Source organism: Micromonospora halophytica (assembly GCF_900090245.1).
In the GTDB taxonomy this organism is placed as follows: domain Bacteria; phylum Actinomycetota; class Actinomycetes; order Mycobacteriales; family Micromonosporaceae; genus Micromonospora; species Micromonospora halophytica.
In genome coordinates this window covers 126,730-145,011 of sequence record NZ_FMDN01000011.1, presented here as the reverse complement: position 1 = coordinate 145,011, position 18,282 = coordinate 126,730, and the positions used below count along the sequence as shown (strand labels likewise).

The following is an 18,282-nucleotide window of genomic DNA, read 5'->3' as shown; positions in this document are numbered from 1 at the left end:
CACTACGTGACCAACCCCTCACGGGTCACCAGAACGTCCGATTGACAGATTTATTTATTTAAGCACGTCTTGATGAAGGGATCTTTCGGTCGCAGGATGCCGGGGAAGCCGCTCAACCCGGCTTCTTCGCACCCTCGCCTCACCGAAGGAGCGTCCACAGTGACATCACGACGATGGCGTACGGCGACGATCGGCCTCGCGGTCGGCCTCGCCCTCCCGCTCGGCGCCGCCGGCCCCGCCCCCGCCGCCCCCGACGACACCGCAGCGGCGGCCCGGGCCACGGCGGTCGCCGCCAAGGCCGAACCGAAGGTCCGCGAACGGATCAGCAAGGACGGCAAGACCACCTTCTGGGTCTTCCTCGACAGCCGGGCCGACCTGGCCGGAGCGGCGAAGCTGCGCCGCAAGGAGGAGAAGGCGGCCTTCGTGCTCAAGGCCAAGACCGGCCACGCCGAGCGCAGCCAGGCCGGGCTGCGCGCCCTGCTCGCCGGGAAGAAGGCCGACTTCACCCCGTTCTGGCTCGCCAACACCGTCCAGGTCACCGGGGACGCGGCGCTGCTGGCCGACATCGCCGTACGCCCCGAGGTCGCCGAGATCCTCGCCGACGACCCGGTCGACATCCCCGAGCCGCTGCCCGGCGAGGTCGTCCCCGACCTCGACGGCGTCGAGTGGAACATCGACCGGATCAACGCCCCCCGGGTCTGGGACGAGCTGGGCGTCCGGGGCGAGGGCATCGTCGTCGCCAACATCGACAGCGGGGTGAACTACACCCACCCGGCGGTCGCCGCCAGCTACCGGGGCCGGCAGGCCGACGGCAGCTACGACCACAACTACCACTGGTTCGACCCGGCCGGGGTCTGCGGCACCGCCGCACCCTGCGACAACAACAACCACGGCACCCACACCATGGGCACCATGGTCGGCCTGGACGGCGCCAACGTCGTCGGCGTCGCCCCCGGCGCGCGGTGGATCGCCGCGAAGGGCTGCGAGAGCAGTTCCTGCTCCCGGGCCTCGTTGCTCGCCGCCGGCCAGTGGATCGTCGCCCCCACGGACCTCACCGGGGCCAACCCCCGACCGGATCTCGCCCCGGACGTGGTGAACAACTCCTGGGGCTCCAACGCGTACGACCCCTGGTACACCGAGACCGTGTCGTCCTGGGTGGCCGCCGGCATCTTCCCGGCGTTCTCCAACGGCAACAACGGGCCGGGCTGCGCCACCGCCGGCAGCCCCGGGTCGTACGCGGTCAGCTACGCCTCCGGCGCGTTCGACGTCAACAACGCCATCGCCGGATTCTCCAGCCGCGGCTCCGGCGAGAACGGCGACATCAAGCCGAACATCGCCGCGCCCGGCGTGAACGTCCGCTCCGCGACCCGCACCGGCTACGGCGCCTTCAGCGGCACCTCGATGGCCTCCCCGCACACCGCCGCCACGGTGGCGCTGATGTGGTCCGCCTCGCCCGCCATCCAGGGCGACGTCGCCGCCACGCGGAGCATCCTCGACGACACGGCGATCGACGTGGACGCCACCACCTGCGGCGGCACCGCCGACGACAACAACGTCTTCGGCGAGGGCCGGCTCGACGCGTACGCGGCGGTGACCGCCAGCCCGCGCGGCGCGCTCGGCGCGCTCGGCGGCCGGATCGTCTCGGCCGGCGCCGGCCTCGCCGGGGCGACCGTGACCGTGACCGGCCCGATGAGCCGCACCGGCGCCTCCGGCGCGGACGGCGGGTACGCGTTCGACCGGCTGATGGTCGGCGAGTACACGGTGACCGTCAGCAAGTTCGGCTACCTGACCGCGACCGCCACGGCGACCGTCACCGAGAACCAGACCGTGACCCGTGACATCGAGGTCACCCAGGCGCCGTCGGGCACGATCAGCGGCACGGTGTCCACCACCGCCGGCCCCGCCGCGGGCGCGACGGTGACCGTGGCGGGCACCCCGTTGACCGCGACCGCCGACGAGGCCGGACGCTACCGCCTGGTGGTGCCGCACGGGTCGTACGAGGTGGGCTTCGCGCACAGCTACCGTTGCGCGGACCCGGTCACCCGCACGGCGGACGTCAGCGGGGACCTCACCCTCGACGTCGCCCTGCCGGACCGGGTGGACGGCTTCGGCTACGCCTGCGGCGCGGCCGGTGGCTCCTTCGTCAGCGGCACGGAGCTGATGCCGCTGACCGGGGACGACAAGACCGTCCCGGTCACGATTCCCTTCCGGGTGCCGCTGTACGGCAAGTCGTACCGGCAGGCGTGGGTGAGCACCAACGGCGTGTTCGGCTTCGGCACCGCCTCCACCAGCCGGGCGAACACGAACCTGCCGAACACCGCCAACCCGGACCTGGCCCTCTTCCCGCTCTGGGACGACCTGTACGTCGAGGCCGACTCGGGCGTGTACACGGCCGTCGTGGGCGCGAAGCCGAACCGTACCTTCGTGGTGGAGTGGCGCAACGTGTCGTTCTTCACCAGCCGCTCCTCGCGGGTGACGTTCAGCGCCGCGATCAGCGAGGACGGCACCGTCACCTACCGGTACGCCGACGTGGACGGCACCGGCGTGGAGACCGGCACCGGGGCGACCATCGGGCTGGAGAACGTCGACGGCACCGTCGGCTTCGCGTACTCGTACAACACCTCGGCGATCGCCGACGGCACCGCGATCGCGTTCCGGCCCACCCGTAGCGCGGTGGTCTCCGGCGTGGTCACCGACGCCAACGACGGGCTGCCGGTGGCCGGCGCGACGGTCACCGCGCGCGTCGGGGACGCCGACGTCTCCGACGCCACGGACGCCGACGGCGGGTACCTGATCCAGGCGCCGGCCGGTGCGGTCGCGCTGGATGTCGCGGCACCGCACTACGAGACGGGTTCGGCCACCGCGACGCTCGCCCCGGGGGCGGTCGCGACCCGCTCGCTCGCGCTGCGCACGGCCCGGGTCAACTCGGCCGTCGCGGACCTGACCGTGGTCGCCCCGGCCGGGCAGACCCGTGACCGGCAGATCGGGCTGACCAACACCGGCTCGCTCGGCACCGACGTCACGGTCACCGAACTGGGGGCCGACGGCTCCCCCACCGACCTGGGGTGGCTCACCCTGACCGGCTTGACCGGCACGCTGGCCGCCGGTGGCGGGCGGCACACCGTCGGCGTCGCCGTCGACACCAGCGGACTGGCGCCGGGCAGCTGGCACCAGGCGAAGGTGCAGGTCACCTCGACCAGCGGCCGCCGGCCGACGATCGTCGTCCCGGTCACCCTGGCGGTGCCGAGCCAGGTGGTGGCGATCGACGCGGGCGGCACCGGCGCCCGCACCGACGTCGAGGGTCAGACCTGGTCACCGGACGGGGCCTGGACCGCGGGCGGGGCCGGCTGGCTGGGCAACTCCAGCCGGCAGTCGACCAACACGACGATCACCGGCACCAACGATCCGGCCCGCTTCGCCACGCTGCGCGAGGGCATGTACGAGTACCGGGTGGACGGGCTGACCGACGGGTTCTACACGGTGGAGCTCGACTTCGCCGAGGTACGCCGGCAGGCCCCGGACAAGCGGGTCTTCGACGTGCTGCTGGAGGGCCAGGAGGTGCTGCCGTCGCTGGACGTGGCCGCCGAGGCGGGCAGCTTCGCCGCGGTGAGCCGGTCGTACACCGTCCGGGTGACCGACGGCCAGCTCAACGTGCGGTTCGTGACCCACACCGGGTACGGCAGGCCGATCGTCAACGCGCTGCGGGTGACCGACCGGCCCGACCTGACGCCGTGACCGGCTGAGAGAGGGGCGGGGCCCGGCCGGTGCACCGGCCGGGCCCCGTCGCGTACGCGGCTCAGCGGGGGCGGTCGTCGCCCTTGCCGAGCTTGTTGAAGTCGATCTTCGGGAGCTTGAAGCCGGGCGGCAGGCCCTGCCCGCCGGCCAGGTCGCCCGGGTCCATGCCCGGCGGAAGCTGCGGCATGCCGCCCGGGAAGCCGCCCGGCATCCCCGCGCCGGTACGCGGCCGGTTGCCACCCTTGGTGCCCTTGCGCTTGTTCTTCGGCGACTTGGTCGCCTTGCGCCGGCCGCCACCGGGCAGGCCCATCATGCCGCCCATCTGCTTCATCATCTTCTGCGCGTCGGCGAAGCGGTTGAGCAGCTGGTTGACGTCCATCACGGTGACGCCGGAGCCGTTGGCGATGCGGGCCCGGCGGGAACCGTTGATGATCTTCGGATTGGTCCGCTCGGCCGGGGTCATCGACCGGATGATCGCGGTGACCCGGTCGAAGTGCTTGTCGTCCAGCTCGGCGAGCTGGTCCTTCATCTGCCCCATGCCGGGCATCATGGCCAGCACGTTGGCGATCGGGCCCATCCGCCGGACCGCGATGAGCTGGTCGAGGAAGTCCTCCAGGGTGAACTGCTCACCGCCCATCAGCTTGGCGGTCATCTTCTCCTTCTGATCGGTGTCGAAGGCCTGCTCGGCCTGCTCGATCAGAGTGAGGACGTCGCCCATGCCGAGGATCCGGCTGGCCATCCGGTCGGGGTGGAAGACGTCGAAGTCCTCCAGCTTCTCGCCGGTGGAGGCGAAGAGGATCGGCTGGCCGGTGACCTCCCGCACCGACAGCGCGGCACCACCGCGGGCGTCGCCGTCGAGCTTGGAGAGGACCACGCCGGTGATGCCGACGCCGTCGCGGAACGCCTCGGCGGTACGCACGGCGTCCTGACCGACCATCGCGTCGATGACGAAGATGACCTCGTCCGGCTGGACGGCGTCACGGATGTCGGCGGCCTGCTGCATCATCTCGGCGTCGATGCCGAGGCGGCCGGCGGTGTCGACGATGACGATGTCCCGGGCGGACCGCCGGGCGTGCTCGATCGAGGCGCGCGCGACCTGCACCGGGTCGCCGGTGCCGTTGCCGGGCTCCGGGGCGTACACCTCGACGCCGGCGCGACCGCCGAGCACCTGGAGCTGCCCGACGGCGTTGGGGCGCTGGAGGTCGGCGGCGACCAGCAGCGGCTGGTGGCCCTGGGCCTTGAGCCAGCGGGCCAGCTTGCCGGCGAGGGTGGTCTTGCCGGAGCCCTGGAGGCCGGCGAGCATGATCACCGTCGGCGGCTGCTTGGCGAACTGGAGCCGCCGACCCTCGCCACCGAGGACGTTGACCAGCTCCTCGTTGACGATCTTGATGATCTGCTGGGCCGGGTTGAGCGCCTGGGAGACCTCGGCCCCGCGCGCCCGCTCCTTGACGTTCGCGATGAAGCCCTTGACCACCGGCAGCGCGACGTCCGCCTCCAGCAGCGCCATGCGGATCTCGCGCGCGGTGGCGTCGATGTCGGCGTCGGTGAGCCGACCCTTGCCGCGGAGCTTGGTGAAGATCCCGGAGAGGCGGTCACTCAAGGTGTCAAACACGCGAACATCCCGTTTGTCGTTTTTCCGGCGGGCACAACGCGGCCGGGCAGGTGTCCAGCCACCGCTAGGGTAGCCCGCCGTCCGCAGCCGCGCTCCGGCCCAGCCACGGGAGCACCCTCCGACCGCGTCGGCGAGCGCGCGTCGGCCACCCCGACGTACGCCGAGTCCGCCCGTCGCACGCTACCGACCTGATCGCACGGATGGATCGGGGCCGCCGGTTGCTGCCGGATGTGGACGAGTCGTCCTGGACGACCACGCCGGCCGGAGATGGCCCGGCGGCTCGCCGTCCCGGTCGCGCACGACGGCGTCGAAGCGACACCACAGCCGGGCGATCCACTCATGCGATCAGGTCGGTAGCGTCGCACCACCACCCCCGGGGTCCGTCATCGAGACCGCCGGCGACGCCCACCGGGCGAACTCACGCCGGCCACCGTGGACGACCTCCGGCCGCGACACCCGGACGCGGCACCCGGGCGCGACACCCGGGCGCGACACCCGGGCGGCCTCAGACGGCGGCCAGCACGGCGGCTTCCAGCCGGGCCCGCTCCGCGTCGTCCGGCACGCCGCCGACCAGGTAGAACACATCCACCACGTCGCCGCCGAGGGTGGAGATACGAGCCGCCCGCACCTGCGCGCCGGCCTCGTCCAGGGCGCAGGTCACCCGGTACAACAGCCCGGCCGCGTCGGCGGCCCGCAACTCCAGCAGCACCGCGTCGGTGGCCGCCTCCCGGTGCCAGACCACCCGCGGCGCGGCCCCCTCGCCCCGCGCCGCGAGGGCCCGGCCGCGCAGTCGCTGGGTGACCGAGACGTCCCCGTTGACGGCGCGACGCAGGTCGGCGCCGAGCGCGATCGGATCGGGCGCGAGGCCGTACCGCGGCTGCACCCGGCACTCGACCAGCGCCCGGCCGTCGACCGTGGAGGCGTCCGCGGCGAGCACCTCCAGCCGGTGCAGGGCCAGGCAGCCGGCCACCGTCGCGAGCAGGCCCCGCCGGTCCGCCGCGGCCACCGACACCCGGTCCCCGGCCAGGTGTACGACCGGCAGTGGACCCGCCACCAGCGCCGGGTCCGGGGCCGGCGGCGGGGGCACCACCCCGGTGTCGAACGCGGTACGGACCCGGGTGACGAGTTCGGCGACCAGCCGGCCCTTCCAGTCCGACCAGGCGGCCGGGCCGGTGGCCGCCGCGTCGGCGCGGACCAGGGCGTGCAGCAGGTCCAGCGTGCTGGTGTCGCCGACCTTCGCGGCCACCCCGGCGACGGTCTTCGGGTCCGACAGGTCCCGCCGGGTCGCCACGTCGGGCAGCAGCAGGTGCAGCCGGACCAGCGTGCCGATCAGCGCCGCCTCCGGCTCCGGCAGGCCGATCCGGGCGGCCACCGCCTCGGCGATCGGCGCGCCCACCGTGCTGTGGTCGCCGGTCGTTCCCTTGCCGATGTCGTGCAGGAACGCGCCGAGCAGCAGCAGGTCGGGGCGGTCCACCTCGCGGGTGTGCCGGCTCGCCTCGTACGCGGTCTGCACCAGGTGCCGGTCCAGGGTGAACCGGTGCACCGGGTTGTGCTGGGGCAGGCTGCGCAACCGCGTCCACTCCGGCAGCCAGCCGTCGATCAGGCCGTACCGGTCGCAGGTCTCCCAGGCGGGCACCAGGCCGGGACCGGCCCCCAGCAGGGTGATCAGCGCGGTGCGGGCCTCCGGCGGCCAGGGCGACGGCAGCGGCGGGCAGTACGCGGCGAGCCACTCGCAGGTGGCCCGGGCGATGGGCAGCCGGGTGGTGGCCGCGGCGGCGGCGATCCGCAGCGACAGGCTCGGGTCGGGGCGGGCGCCGATGGCGGTCCGGGCGAGCACCAGTTCCCCGTCGTGCTCGACGACGTCCCGGGCGACCGGTCGGCGCACCGGCCGGCCGTCGGTGCCCCGGCGGCGGCCGGCGCGCAGCCGGTCGGCGGCCCGCCAGGCGTCGTCGAGGGCGTGACTGACCGTGCGGGCGTCCCCGGCGACCCGGCGCAGCAGGGCGTCACCGTCGTGCCCGACGACGCCGTCCGGTCCGGCCGTGACCGGAGCCGGCCGGAGGCCGAGCAGTGCGGCCACCCCGTCGCGTTCCTGCGCGACCAGCCGGTCGACGCGCCGACCGACCTGCCGGTGCAGGGCGTCTCGGGCGTCCAGCAGCCGCAGGTGGGCGGCACGGACGGCGGGACGCAGCGCGTCGGTGACCCCGGCGGTGGCGATGGCCCGCAGGATGCCCACGTCCCGCAGGCCGCCGGCCGCCTCCTTGAGGTCGCCTTCGAGCAGGAAGGCCAACTCCCCGTGGGTACGCCAGCGGGCCTCGGTGATCTCCCGCAGTTCGGGCAGCCGGCGCACGGCGGTCCGCCGCCAGTGGTCGGCGGCCGTGCGGACCAGCGCGTCGGCGAGTGCCCGGTCCCCCGCGACGTACCGCGCGTCGAGCAGGGCCATCGCCACCTTGACGTCGTCCTGGGCCACCGACAGCGCCTCGGCCAGGGTGCGCACCGAGTGGTCCAGCCGCACCCCGGCGTCCCAGACCGGGTACCAGAGGGACGCGGCCAGCTCGTCGACACCGGCCACCCCGGCGTGCAGCAGCACCAGGTCGAGGTCGCCGTACGGGGCGCACTGCCGCCGACCCAGACCGCCGACGGCGACCAGCGCGATCCCGTCCCGGGCGGGCAGCAGCGACCCGAGCCAGGCGTCGTACTCTGCCGCGCGCCTGGCCCGGGCCGCTTCCCCGATGCCGCCGACCCCGTCGACCGCGGCGGCCGCGTCGGTGAAGCCGGGGGTGTCCGACGCGGTGCTCCTGGTCGACGGGGTCATGAGCGGGGCCCTACAGGGCGTCGAGGCCGCGCTCGCCGGTGCGGACCCGGACGACCTCCTCGACCCCGGTCACCCACACCTTGCCGTCGCCGATCTTGCCGGTCCGGGCGGCGGCGACGATCGCGTCCACGATCTTCTCGACGTCCATCTCGTCGGTGAGCACCTCGACCCGGATTTTGGGCAGGAACTCGACCGTGTACTCGGCACCCCGGTAGACCTCGGTGTGCCCCTTCTGCCGTCCGTACCCCTGGACCTCGCTGACGGTCAGGCCGGCCACGCCGAGGGCGTGCAGGGCCTCCTTCACCGCGTCCAGCTGGTACGGCTTGATGACCGCGGTCACCAGCTTCATGTCCATGCCCTCCATTCTCCGAACGTTAACCGGCGACCTTCTCGTCCACCGGCGCGGCGGCCGATGCGGGCGCCTCCTGTGAGGCCGGCTTCGCCGCGCCCGGGGTCAACCCGGCCATCGCGAACGCCCCACCGCCGGCGCTGCCGGTGGTCGGCGACAGGTCGTACGCGCTCTCCGCGTGCTCGGCGATGTCGACGCCCTCGACCTCGGCCTCGGCCGTGACCCGGAAGCCGATGGTCTTCTCGATGGCGAGAGCCAGGGCGTAGGCCACCGCGAACGACCAGACCGTCACGATCAGACCACCGAGGGCCTGCCGGCCGAGCTGGGTGACACCGCCGCCGTAGAAGAGGCCGTCGGAGGCCCCGACCACGTCGGTGATCGCGGCGTTGACCGAGTTGGTGGCGAACAGGCCGAGCCAGAGCGAGCCGATCCAGCCACCGACGAAGTGCACGCCGACCACGTCGAGCGAATCGTCGTAGCCGAGCTTGTACTTCAGGCTGATGGCGAGCGCGCAGACCACGCCGGCGACGATGCCGAGCAGGACCGCCGCCCAAGGGGCGATGAAGCCGCAGGCCGGGGTGATGGCGACCAGACCGGCGACGGCGCCGGAGGAGGCGCCGACCATGGTCGGCTTCTTGTCCTTGATCCATTCGACCGCGATCCAGCCGAGCACCGCTGCGGCGGTGGCAAGCTGGGTGTTGATGAAGGCGAGACCGGCGACCGAGTCCACGGTCAGCTCCGAGCCGGCGTTGAACCCGAACCAGCCGAACCAGAGCAGGCCCGCGCCGAGCGCGACCAGCGGGATGTTGTGCGGCTTCATGCCCTCACGGGGCCAGCCGAGCCGCTTGCCGAGCACCAGGGCCAGGGCGAGCGCCGCGGCACCGGCGTTGATGTGCACCGCGGTGCCACCGGCGAAGTCCAGCGCGTGGATCTTGGCGCCGATGATGCCGCCGCCCCACACCCAGTGGGCGACCGGGAAGTAGACCAGGGTGGCCCAGCCGAAGGCGAAGATCAGCCAGCCGGCGAACTTGGTCCGGTCGGAGACCGCGCCGCTGATCAGCGCGACGGTGATCACCGCGAAGACCATCTGGAACGCCATGAAGACGTAGAGCGGGACGCCGATGCCGCTGGGGTTCTCGGCGGTCGCGCCCCACAGGTCGGTCTCCGCCAGGAAGGTCTTGGTACCGAGGTAGGCGCCCGGGTCGCCCCAGAGCCCGTTGACGTCGGACCCGAAGGCGACGCTGAATCCGTAGAACCACCACAGAACAGAGATGAGCCCGATGGCCGAGAAGCTCATCATCATCATGTTGAGCACACCCTTGGACCGGTTGAGCCCGCCGTAGAACAGCGCCAGTCCGGGGGTCATGAGCAGCACGAGCGCGGTCGAAACCAGCAGCCAAACGGTGTTGCCGCCGTCGATCGTCGGTGCTTCAGGCACGCTGGCCTCCTAAAGGTGAGGTTCCCTCCTTCACGGCTTCCGGGGCAGCGTCGCCCGTACGCCGGTTGCGCGGAAGCTTGGTCGCCGCCTGTTTCCTTCACCGACACCGCTCGATTTCCGGGGTGTGACGGGTTGTTTCCGGCGTGTGAAGAACTCCTCACCGCCCCGCAGGATCGAAAAAGAGTGGCCGTTCCGCGCGGAACGGCCACTCTTCGCAGGTCGGCAGCGCCTAGTGCAGGGCGCGCTCCAGGGCGTGCCGCTCGTAGTCCAACAGGCGCAGGTCGCGCATCGGGCGGCGAAGGTGACCCTTGTGCACGATCCGGACGAACGCCGGTTCCCCGGCGGCGGCCATCCGGCGGATGCCCTCGACATGGTCGACGATCCGCTTGCGGATGGTCCGGATCAGCCGGTGCCGGTCCCGGGGGATCAGCCCGTACGCGTCGGCGAAGAGCCGCAGCCGGCGCGGCCGGTCGGGGCGGTTCCAGCCGAGGGTGATCGAGTCCCGGTCGGAGAAGATCGGCACCCAGGTCCAGGCCGCGTACGCCACGTCGTAGATCCGGGCGCCGGGCGAGGCCAGGTCGAAGTCGATCAGCCCGAGGGTGCCGTCCGGCCGCCAGATCACGTTGTGCGGGGCGGCGTCGTGGTGACAGATCACCTCGGTGTCCGGCGGGGGCGGGCCGAACGAGCGCCACACCGCACCCGGCGGCGGGGCGAAGCCGTACTGGGCGTCGTGGAACATCCGCAGCATGGTGGCCACGGTGACCAGCGCCTCGTCGGTCACCCAGTGCGGGGCCAGCGGGTACTCCCCGCACTCCCCCTCCAGGTACGACAGGACCTCCCGGTTGCGCTCGTCCATGCCGAGGGCACGGGGCGCACCGGTGAACCCCACGTACTCCAGGTGACGCAGCAGGGCGTGCACCGACGGGGTCCACGGGCCGGCGTTGCGCCGCACGGTGTCGCCGACCCGCACCACGGTGCTCACGTTCCCGCCGTGCAGCGGGATCTCCTGCGAGGTCACGTACGGTCTCCCCAGGCCCGGACCGGAGTGGCGGGAGTCGCGCCACCCGGCGTACGCGCGATCGTCGTTCGTCACTGCGAGGTTACGCGTCGCGGGCGAGCGGCTCGGTCCCGAGCAGCGCGTCGACGAACTGCGCCGGGTCGAACGGGGCCAGGTCGTCCGCGCCCTCGCCGAGGCCGACCAGCTTGACCGGAATGCCGAGTTTGCGCTGCACGGCGATCACGATGCCGCCCTTGGCGGTGCCGTCGAGCTTGGAGAGCACCACCCCGGTCACGTTCACCACCTCGGTGAAGACCCGGGCCTGTTCCAGGCCGTTCTGGCCGGTGGTGGCGTCGAGGATCAGCAGGGTCTCGTCGATCGGGCCGTGCTTCTCCACCACCCGCTTGACCTTGCCCAGCTCGTCCATCAGGCCGATCTTGTTCTGCAGCCGGCCGGCGGTGTCGATGAGCACGGTGTCGGTGCCGGCCTCGATGCCGCGGCGGACGGCGTCGAAGGCGACGCTGGCCGGGTCGGCGCCCTCGGGGCCGCGGATCGTCTCGGCGCCCACCCGGCCGCCCCAGGTCTGCAACTGGTCGGCGGCGGCGGCCCGGAAGGTGTCGGCCGCGCCCAGGGTGACGCTGTGGCCATCGGCGATCAGCACCCGGGCGATCTTGCCGCAGGTGGTGGTCTTGCCGGCGCCGTTGACACCGACCACCAGCAGCACCGCCGGTCCTCCCTCCCTGGGGGTGGTCTTCAACGACCGGTCCAGGCTCGGGTCGAGGGCGTTGACCAGCTCGGCGGCGAGCAGGGCACGCAGCTCGGTGGCGGAGCGGGTGCCGAGCACCCGGGTCCGCTCGCGCAGCCGGTCGACGATCTCCCGGGTGGAGTCGACACCGACGTCGGCGGTGATCAGGGCGTCCTCGATCTCCTCCCAGGTGTCCTCGTCGAGGTGGTCGCGGCTGAGCAGGCCGAGCAGGCCCTTGCCCAGGGCATTCTGCGAGCGGGACAGCCGGGAGCGCAGCCGCACCAGGCGGCCGGCGGTGGGTTCCGGGACCTCCAGCGGGGGCGCCTCGACCACCGGCGGCTCGACCAGGATGCCGGTGGAGAATTCGGACTCCACCGCCTCGACCGGGGGACCGGCCAGGTCCTCCTCGGCCCGGGTGTCGACCTCGGTCTCCGGCAGCGGCGGCTCGGGGCGCCGGCGCAGCCGGGGCACCACCAGGCTGAGGCCGCCGAGGATCAGCACACCGAGCAGGGCGAGTGCGACGAGGAGGTATTCCTTCATGCCGAAATCCTGTCAGATGCCGGCGACGGCGTCTCATCGACCGCACCCCCGTGGTGCCCGGGATGGCCGGCGGTAGGCTCGGCCACAGCCAGCAGTGGTGCGACCGCCGGCGGGGTAGTAATGATGAAGTCCGCTCACCTCGGAGGTCCGCCATGCCCGCCGCACGCCTGCTCATCGGACCTCTGCTGCGGCGGGTCGTCGGCACCCGGGCCACCGTCTGGGTGGAGACCAGTGCGCCCGCCGTGGTCACCGTCCGCACGGCCGGCGGGGCCTGCGGCACCGCGTCGACCTTCTCCGCGTACGGCCACCACTACGCCCTCGTGGTGGTGGACGGGCTCGCGCCGGACAGCGTCGACCGGTACGAGGTGCTGGTGGACGACGAGGTGGCCTGGCCGGTGCCGGCGAGCGGCTTCCCGCCCAGCGTGATCCGGACCAGGGCCGCCGACGACCGGGACCAGCCGGTACGGCTGATCTTCGGCTCCTGCCGGGAGACCACCCAGCACGCCACCGCCCGGCGGCTGCCGCCGGACGCGCTCGACGCGTACGCCCGGCGGGCGATGGCCGGCCCGGACCCGGCCGGCCTGCCGGACCTGCTGGTGCTCCTCGGTGACCAGGTCTACGCCGACGAGACCTCCCCCACGGTGCGCCGGCTGCTCAAGCGACGCCGGCGGCGGCCGGAGCACGCCCCGGCGACCCAGGTGGTCAGCTTCGACGAGTACACCAAGCTCTATCTGGAGTCCTGGCGGGACCCGGAGATCCGTTGGCTGCTCTCCACGGTGCCGAGCGTGATGATCTTCGACGACCACGAGGTCATCGACGACTGGAACACCTCGGCGCCCTGGCGCGACGACATGCGCGCCCAGCCCTGGTGGGCCGAGCGGATCCGCAGCGGGCTGGCCTCCTACTGGGTGTACCAGCACCTGGGCAACCTGTCCCCCGACGAGGTCGCCGCGGACCCGGTGTACGCCAAGGTGATGGCCGCCGAGGACGCCACCGACGTGCTGCGCGAGTTCGGCGAGCGGGTCGACAGGGAGGCCGACGAGGCGCACGACACCGAGCGCTGGCGGGCCGTGCAGTACCAGTGGAGCTACGCCCTCGACCTGGGGCGGACCCGCCTGGTGATGCTCGACAACCGGTGCAGTCGGGTGCTCCAGCCGGGCAACCGGGCAATGTTGCCGCCCGGCGAGTGGTCCTGGTTCCTCGACCGGGCGCACGGCGTCTACGACCATCTGGTGGTCGGCGCCTCGCTGCCCTGGCTGCTGCCGCCGGGCATCCACCATGTGGAGGCCTGGAACGAGCGCCTGGCGGACTCGCGCCGGCCCTGGCTGGCGAAGGTCTCCGAGCAGCTGCGTCGTGGCCTGGACCTGGAGCACTGGGCGGCGTTCCGCCGCTCCTTCGACGGGCTCGGCGCGCTCTTCGCCCGGCTGGGCAGCGGCACGGCCTCGACGTCCGGCGACCGGATCGGGGCGGGTTCGGCGTACCCGGCGCCGGCGTCGATCAGCGTGCTCTCCGGCGACGTGCACCACTCGTACGTGGCCCGGGCCCGGTTCGACGATCCGGCGGTGCGTACCCCCGTGCACCAGCTCACCTGCTCCCCCATCCACAACCAGGTGCCGGCGGGGATGCGCCCGCTGATGCGGCTCGGCTGGAACCCGGGGCCGGCCGCCGCCGCCCGGGCCCTGGCCCGCTTCGCCGGGGTACGCCGCCCGAGCGTGCGGTGGAAGAAGCTGGCCGGCCCGTACTTCGGCAACGCGGTGGCGACGCTGGCGCACACCGGACGGGAGGCCGAGGTGCTGATCGAGGGCACCACCGGCGACGGCCACCTGCGCGAGGTGGCGCGGCAGCGGTTGACACCGGTGGGCTGAGCCGCCCCGTACGCTCGGTGCCGTGGACGAGCACCTGCCGGAGGCCCTGCGCGCGGTCGAGGACGAGCTTGCCGCGCTGCTGCGGCGAGGGCGTGCCCTCTCCTGGGAGATCGCCCGGGAGGTCCACCCCAACCTGGAGCCCAACGCGTACGGGCTGCTGCTCTGGTTGCGTCGCTCCGGCTCGACCCGGCTCACCGACCTGGCCACCCGGCTCGGCATCGGCAAGGGCACGTTGAGCCGGCAGATCCACGGCCTGGAGGGGCTGGGGCTGGTCCGCCGGGATCCGGACCCGGACGACCGCCGGGCCGCCCAGCTCAGCCTCACCGAGGAGGGCACCCGCCGCTTCGACAGCGCCCGTTCGGTGCGGCTGGGGCAGCTCCGGCAGGCCCTGGAGAGTTGGCCGGACCGCGACGTGGAGGAGTTCGCCCGGCTGCTGCGCCGGTTCAACGACGGCGCTCTCTGATCGCTCTCGCACACAGATTGTCGTCCCCGACCGCGAGGATGGCCGGATGACGTGGACCGCACCCGAGATCACCCGGACCAACGAACCGTACGTCGCCGATGAACGCACCATGCTGGAGGGCTGGCTGGACTACCACCGGGACACCCTGCTCACGAAGTGTGCCGGGTTGACCGCCGAGCAGCTGAGGACGCCCAGCGTCGAGCCGTCCGGGCTGACCCTGCTCGGCCTGGTCCGGCACATGGCGGAGGTGGAGCGCTGGTGGTTCCGCGTCCGGGCGGCGGGCCAGGACGTCGGCGGCCTCCACAGCACCGACGAGGACCCGGACGCCGACTTCAACGGGGTCGCCGAGGCCGACGCGGAGGCCGACTTCGCCATTTTCCGGGCGGAGGTCGAGGCCGCCCGGGCAGCCGCCGCCGGTCTGTCACTGGACCAGACCTTCCAGCGCCGCCGCAGGGACGGAGGCACCGACGAGATCAGCGTCCGCTGGGTCTACGTCCACATGATCGAGGAGTACGCCCGGCACAACGGGCACGCCGACCTGATCCGGGAACGCATCGACGGCGTCACCGGAGACTGACGGTCATCCCGCGACGCCGGCCACCGCCCGTTCCCAGGGCGGTGGCCGGCGTCGTTGTTCTTCCCGACCGGTGAGCCGTCGGTCGTTCGTTCCTTCCGGCAACTGGGAGATTGACCACACCAGTTCTTCTAATATTTATGATAAAAACTCTCCATCATCGCAGCACCACTAGGAGCACCCGCCATGACAAGAACCAGCCTGAGCGCGGTGGCAGCCGCGTTCGTCCTGGCCACGGCCGTACCGGTCTGGGCGGCCGGCAACCAGCCGGCAACCGCACCCACGCCCGCCGCCGGCGGCACGCACGGCACCGCGGCCAGCGCCGACCCGAGCGGATCCGGGTCCCACCACGAGCACGCCGACCCGGAGGCCATGGACGCCGCCATGGCGGCGCGGGACAAGTCCTTCCCCGCGAAGACGGCCGGGCAGGGCGCGCCCGACCTCGAGCCGACCGTCGCTCCGGACGGGACGAAGGAGTTCGCGCTCACCGCCAAGATCGCCAAGTGGGAGTTGGAGCCCGGCAAGACGGTCGACGCCTGGACCTTCAACGGCACCGTGCCGGGCCCGACGCTCAAGGTCGCGGTCGGCGACAAGGTGCGGGTCATCGTCAAGAACGAGCTACCGGAGTCCACAAGCGTCCACTGGCACGGCATCCTGCTACCGAACGAGGTCGACGGGGTGGCCAACATGACCCAGGACCCGATCAAGCCGAGTGAGACCTTCACGTACGAGTTCACCGCCGAGCGTGCCTCGGTGGGTTGGTTCCACTCGCACCACGACGGCACGAAGCAGGTCGCGAACGGCCTCTGGGGGACCATCCTGATGGGTGAGATGCCCAGGCCGAAGGGCGTCACCGTCACCCAGAGCAGGACCATGCACCTCCAGGACGGTGGCGTGATCGGGCTCAGCCTCAACGGGAAGTCCTTCCCGGCCACCGAACCGGTGCAGGCGAAGTTGAACGAATGGGTCGAGATCCACTACGTCAACGCCGGCGGGCAGGCCCACCCGATGCACCTGCACGGGCTCGACCAGCTCGTGATCGCCAAGGACGGCTACCCGTTGGCCACCCCCTACGAGGTCGACACCGTCCTGATCGCCCCCGGTGAGCGGTACACCGTCCTGATCAAGGCCAACCGGGTCGGCACCTGGCTGTGGCACTGCCACATCTTCTCCCACGCCGAGGGCAGCCAGGGCATGTTCGGCATGGTCACCGCCCTGACGGTCAGCTGATCCTCCCTCCACCTCCGTAGTTCTCCCTGAGGAGCCTCTCGTGTCAGACATCCCCAGCGGCGCGGCGACCGGCGCTGCCCGTCGCGACCGCAGGACCGGCCTCGCCGAGCCACTCCAGCGACTCTTCCCCGCACTGACCTCCGCCGTCGTCTTCGGCCTCCTGCTCGGCATGATCATCGTGGCGTTCGCCCCGGGCCGGACCGGACCGGGCCACCTGGCGGCGGGTGCCGCCGCCCCGGCGGGCAAGGCCGGTCCCTTCGACATCGAGCTCGGTGACCTGTACGTGAAGCCGTCCTCGATCAACGTGCCGAAGGGCGCGACGGTCGAGCTGCGGGTGCACAACGCCGGCAAGATGGACCACAGCCTCGAACTCGACGGCACCGGCGGCAAGATGCTGAAGCCCGGCGAGTCCGAGACCGTCACCTGGGGTCCGATCACCTCCTCGGTCAAGGCGTGGTGCACCGTCGCCGGCCACAAGGACGCCGGCATGGTGCTCGACATCCTGGTCGAGGGCAGCACCGCCGACGCCGGTGCAGCGCCCGCCGGCGAGGGCGCCGACAACAGCGCGAAGATCGATTTCGCCGCCGCGCCGGCCTCCGACTGGAAGCCGTACGACCCGGCGGTCACGCCGGCCCCCGGCGGCACCCGGCACGACGTCACCCTCAGCGTCGAGGAGAAGGAGCAGGAGGTCGCCCCCGGGGTCACCCAGCTGCGCTGGACGTTCAACGGACAGGTCCCCGGGCCGACCCTGCGAGGCAGGGTCGGTGACCTCTTCACCGTGACCCTGGTCAACAACGGCACCATGGCCCACTCCATCGACTTCCACGCCTCGAAGGTCGCGCCGAACGTCGAGATGCGCACCATCAAGCCCGGGGAGAAGCTGACGTACCAGTTCAAGGCCGACTACGCGGGGATCTTCTACTACCACTGCGGCACCGACCCGATGCTGCACCACATCGCCAACGGCATGTACGGCGCGCTGATCGTCGATCCGCCGAACCTCGGCGCGGTGGACCGGGAGATCATCCTGGAGCAGGCGGAACTCTACCTCGGCCCGAAGGGCGAACCCGGCGACCTGAAGAAGATGCACGCCGAGAAGGCCGACGCCGTGGTCTTCAACGGCTTCGTCAACCAGTACGTCCACCGCCCCGTCACGGTCGACAAGGGCGAGCGGGTCCGCGTCTGGGTGCTGAACGCCGGCATCAACGAGATCAGTTCCTTCCATGTGATCGGCACGATCTTCGACACCGTGTACAAGGAGGGCAACTACCTGCTGCGCCCCGACGCGGGCAGGGGCGGCGGCCAGGCGCTCGACCTGATGCCGGCACAGGGTGGCTTCGTCGAGTTCACCCTCGACCGGGACGGCACCTATCCGTTCGTCACGCACAAGATGTCCTCGGCGCACAAGGGCGCGATCGGGCTGTTCCAGGTCGGAGCGGGACAGTGACCGGGGCGGGTGCCGCCGAGCGGGCGGGCCTCCCGCTGGGCGGGGCACGACCGGCCGGGGCCGACGTCGCCCGCCGGCTCGCCGTCGTGGCGACCGCGCTCGCCGGGGTGGCGCACTACGCGGTGGTACCGCAGCACCGGGCCGAGTGGTGGGTGGCCGCCGCGCTCCTCACGCTGGTGGGTGGCCTGCAACTCGGTTGGGCGGTGCTGGCGTGGCGGGACGGGGACCGCGCCCTGCTGGTCCTCGGGCTCGGCGGCAACGTTCTGGTGCTGGCCGGATGGCTGGTCAGCCGTACGGCGGGGCTGCCGGTGGGCCCACACGCGGGTGAACCGGAACCGGTCCTCGCCACCGACCTGGCCAGCGTCGTGGCCGAGGTGGTCGCGGTGGCAGCGATCACGGTGGGGCTGGCGCTGTCGGCCCGTCGGCAGAGGTCGGCGAGGCCGGGCACGGCCTGAGTACCTGATGGGTGCCGGCG

The 18,282-nt window shown here is 72.4% G+C and carries 13 protein-coding genes; 7 read left to right on the top strand and 6 right to left on the bottom strand.

The window, feature by feature from the left end:
* The first annotated feature begins 159 nt into the window (after positions 1 to 159).
* Positions 160 to 3,735: a S8 family serine peptidase gene (locus tag GA0070560_RS16840; RefSeq protein ID WP_245675554.1), complete on the top strand. Its 3,576-nt coding sequence runs from the start codon at positions 160 to 162 to the stop codon at positions 3,733 to 3,735.
* A gap of 61 nt (positions 3,736 to 3,796) precedes the next feature.
* Here GA0070560_RS16840 and ffh read toward each other — a convergent pair whose 3' ends face one another.
* The 6 genes from ffh to ftsY all read right to left on the bottom strand — a co-directional run bounded on the left by ffh (position 3,797) and on the right by ftsY (position 12,228).
* Complete coding sequence (gene ffh, locus GA0070560_RS16835) at positions 3,797 to 5,347, bottom strand: signal recognition particle protein (RefSeq protein ID WP_091298081.1); 1,551 nt, start codon at positions 5,345 to 5,347, stop codon at positions 3,797 to 3,799.
* 505 nt (positions 5,348 to 5,852) lie between these two features.
* Entirely contained in the window at positions 5,853 to 8,159 is a 2,307-nt protein-coding gene (locus GA0070560_RS16830; protein WP_091298078.1) for a [protein-PII] uridylyltransferase, read from the bottom strand.
* Between the two features lie 10 nt (positions 8,160 to 8,169).
* Entirely contained in the window at positions 8,170 to 8,508 is a 339-nt protein-coding gene (locus GA0070560_RS16825) for a P-II family nitrogen regulator (RefSeq protein WP_170839442.1), read from the bottom strand.
* Between the two features lie 25 nt (positions 8,509 to 8,533).
* Entirely contained in the window at positions 8,534 to 9,946 is a 1,413-nt protein-coding gene (locus GA0070560_RS16820; RefSeq protein ID WP_091298075.1) for an ammonium transporter, read from the bottom strand.
* Positions 9,947 to 10,175: 229 nt separating this feature from the next.
* Positions 10,176 to 11,039, bottom strand: a complete 864-nt coding sequence (locus tag GA0070560_RS16815; protein ID WP_170839440.1) for an aminoglycoside phosphotransferase family protein — start codon at positions 11,037 to 11,039, stop codon at positions 10,176 to 10,178.
* Positions 11,040 to 11,046: 7 nt separating this feature from the next.
* A complete protein-coding gene (gene ftsY / locus GA0070560_RS16810) occupies positions 11,047 to 12,228 on the bottom strand; it encodes a signal recognition particle-docking protein FtsY (protein WP_091298072.1) in 1,182 nt (393 codons plus the stop codon).
* Between the two features lie 152 nt (positions 12,229 to 12,380).
* Between ftsY and GA0070560_RS16805 the strand changes: the two genes are divergently transcribed.
* The 6 genes from GA0070560_RS16805 (at position 12,381) to GA0070560_RS16780 (ending at position 18,262) form a co-directional block, all read left to right on the top strand.
* Entirely contained in the window at positions 12,381 to 14,093 is a 1,713-nt protein-coding gene (locus GA0070560_RS16805; RefSeq protein WP_091298068.1) for an alkaline phosphatase D family protein, read from the top strand.
* 22 nt (positions 14,094 to 14,115) lie between these two features.
* Positions 14,116 to 14,556, top strand: coding sequence for a MarR family winged helix-turn-helix transcriptional regulator (locus tag GA0070560_RS16800; RefSeq protein WP_245675553.1), 441 nt, complete (start codon positions 14,116 to 14,118; stop codon positions 14,554 to 14,556).
* 46 nt (positions 14,557 to 14,602) lie between these two features.
* Positions 14,603 to 15,133, top strand: a complete 531-nt coding sequence (locus tag GA0070560_RS16795) for a DinB family protein (protein ID WP_091298065.1) — start codon at positions 14,603 to 14,605, stop codon at positions 15,131 to 15,133.
* Positions 15,134 to 15,316: 183 nt separating this feature from the next.
* Complete coding sequence (locus GA0070560_RS16790; RefSeq protein ID WP_091298062.1) at positions 15,317 to 16,360, top strand: multicopper oxidase family protein; 1,044 nt, start codon at positions 15,317 to 15,319, stop codon at positions 16,358 to 16,360.
* A gap of 40 nt (positions 16,361 to 16,400) precedes the next feature.
* Positions 16,401 to 17,807, top strand: coding sequence for a multicopper oxidase domain-containing protein (locus GA0070560_RS16785; RefSeq protein WP_091298059.1), 1,407 nt, complete (start codon positions 16,401 to 16,403; stop codon positions 17,805 to 17,807).
* The gene (locus tag GA0070560_RS16780; protein ID WP_091298057.1) at positions 17,804 to 18,262 is read left to right on the top strand and encodes a hypothetical protein; all 459 of its coding nucleotides are present in this window, start codon (positions 17,804 to 17,806) and stop codon (positions 18,260 to 18,262) included. The genes GA0070560_RS16785 and GA0070560_RS16780 overlap by 4 nt, the downstream gene beginning before the upstream one ends.
* The last annotated feature ends 20 nt before the right edge of the window (positions 18,263 to 18,282 follow it).

Bases quoted from the DNA above. Each gene is read 5' to 3' on its own strand.
- GA0070560_RS16830 (WP_091298078.1), bottom strand. From the start codon at position 8,159: ATGACCCCGTCGACCAGGAGCACCGCGTCGGACACCCCCGGCTTCACC.
- GA0070560_RS16825 (WP_170839442.1), bottom strand. From the start codon at position 8,508: ATGAAGCTGGTGACCGCGGTCATCAAGCCGTACCAGCTGGACGCGGTG.
- ftsY (WP_091298072.1), bottom strand. From the start codon at position 12,228: ATGAAGGAATACCTCCTCGTCGCACTCGCCCTGCTCGGTGTGCTGATC.
- GA0070560_RS16805 (WP_091298068.1), top strand. From the start codon at position 12,381: ATGCCCGCCGCACGCCTGCTCATCGGACCTCTGCTGCGGCGGGTCGTC.
- GA0070560_RS16795 (WP_091298065.1), top strand. From the start codon at position 14,603: ATGACGTGGACCGCACCCGAGATCACCCGGACCAACGAACCGTACGTC.
- GA0070560_RS16790 (WP_091298062.1), top strand. From the start codon at position 15,317: ATGACAAGAACCAGCCTGAGCGCGGTGGCAGCCGCGTTCGTCCTGGCC.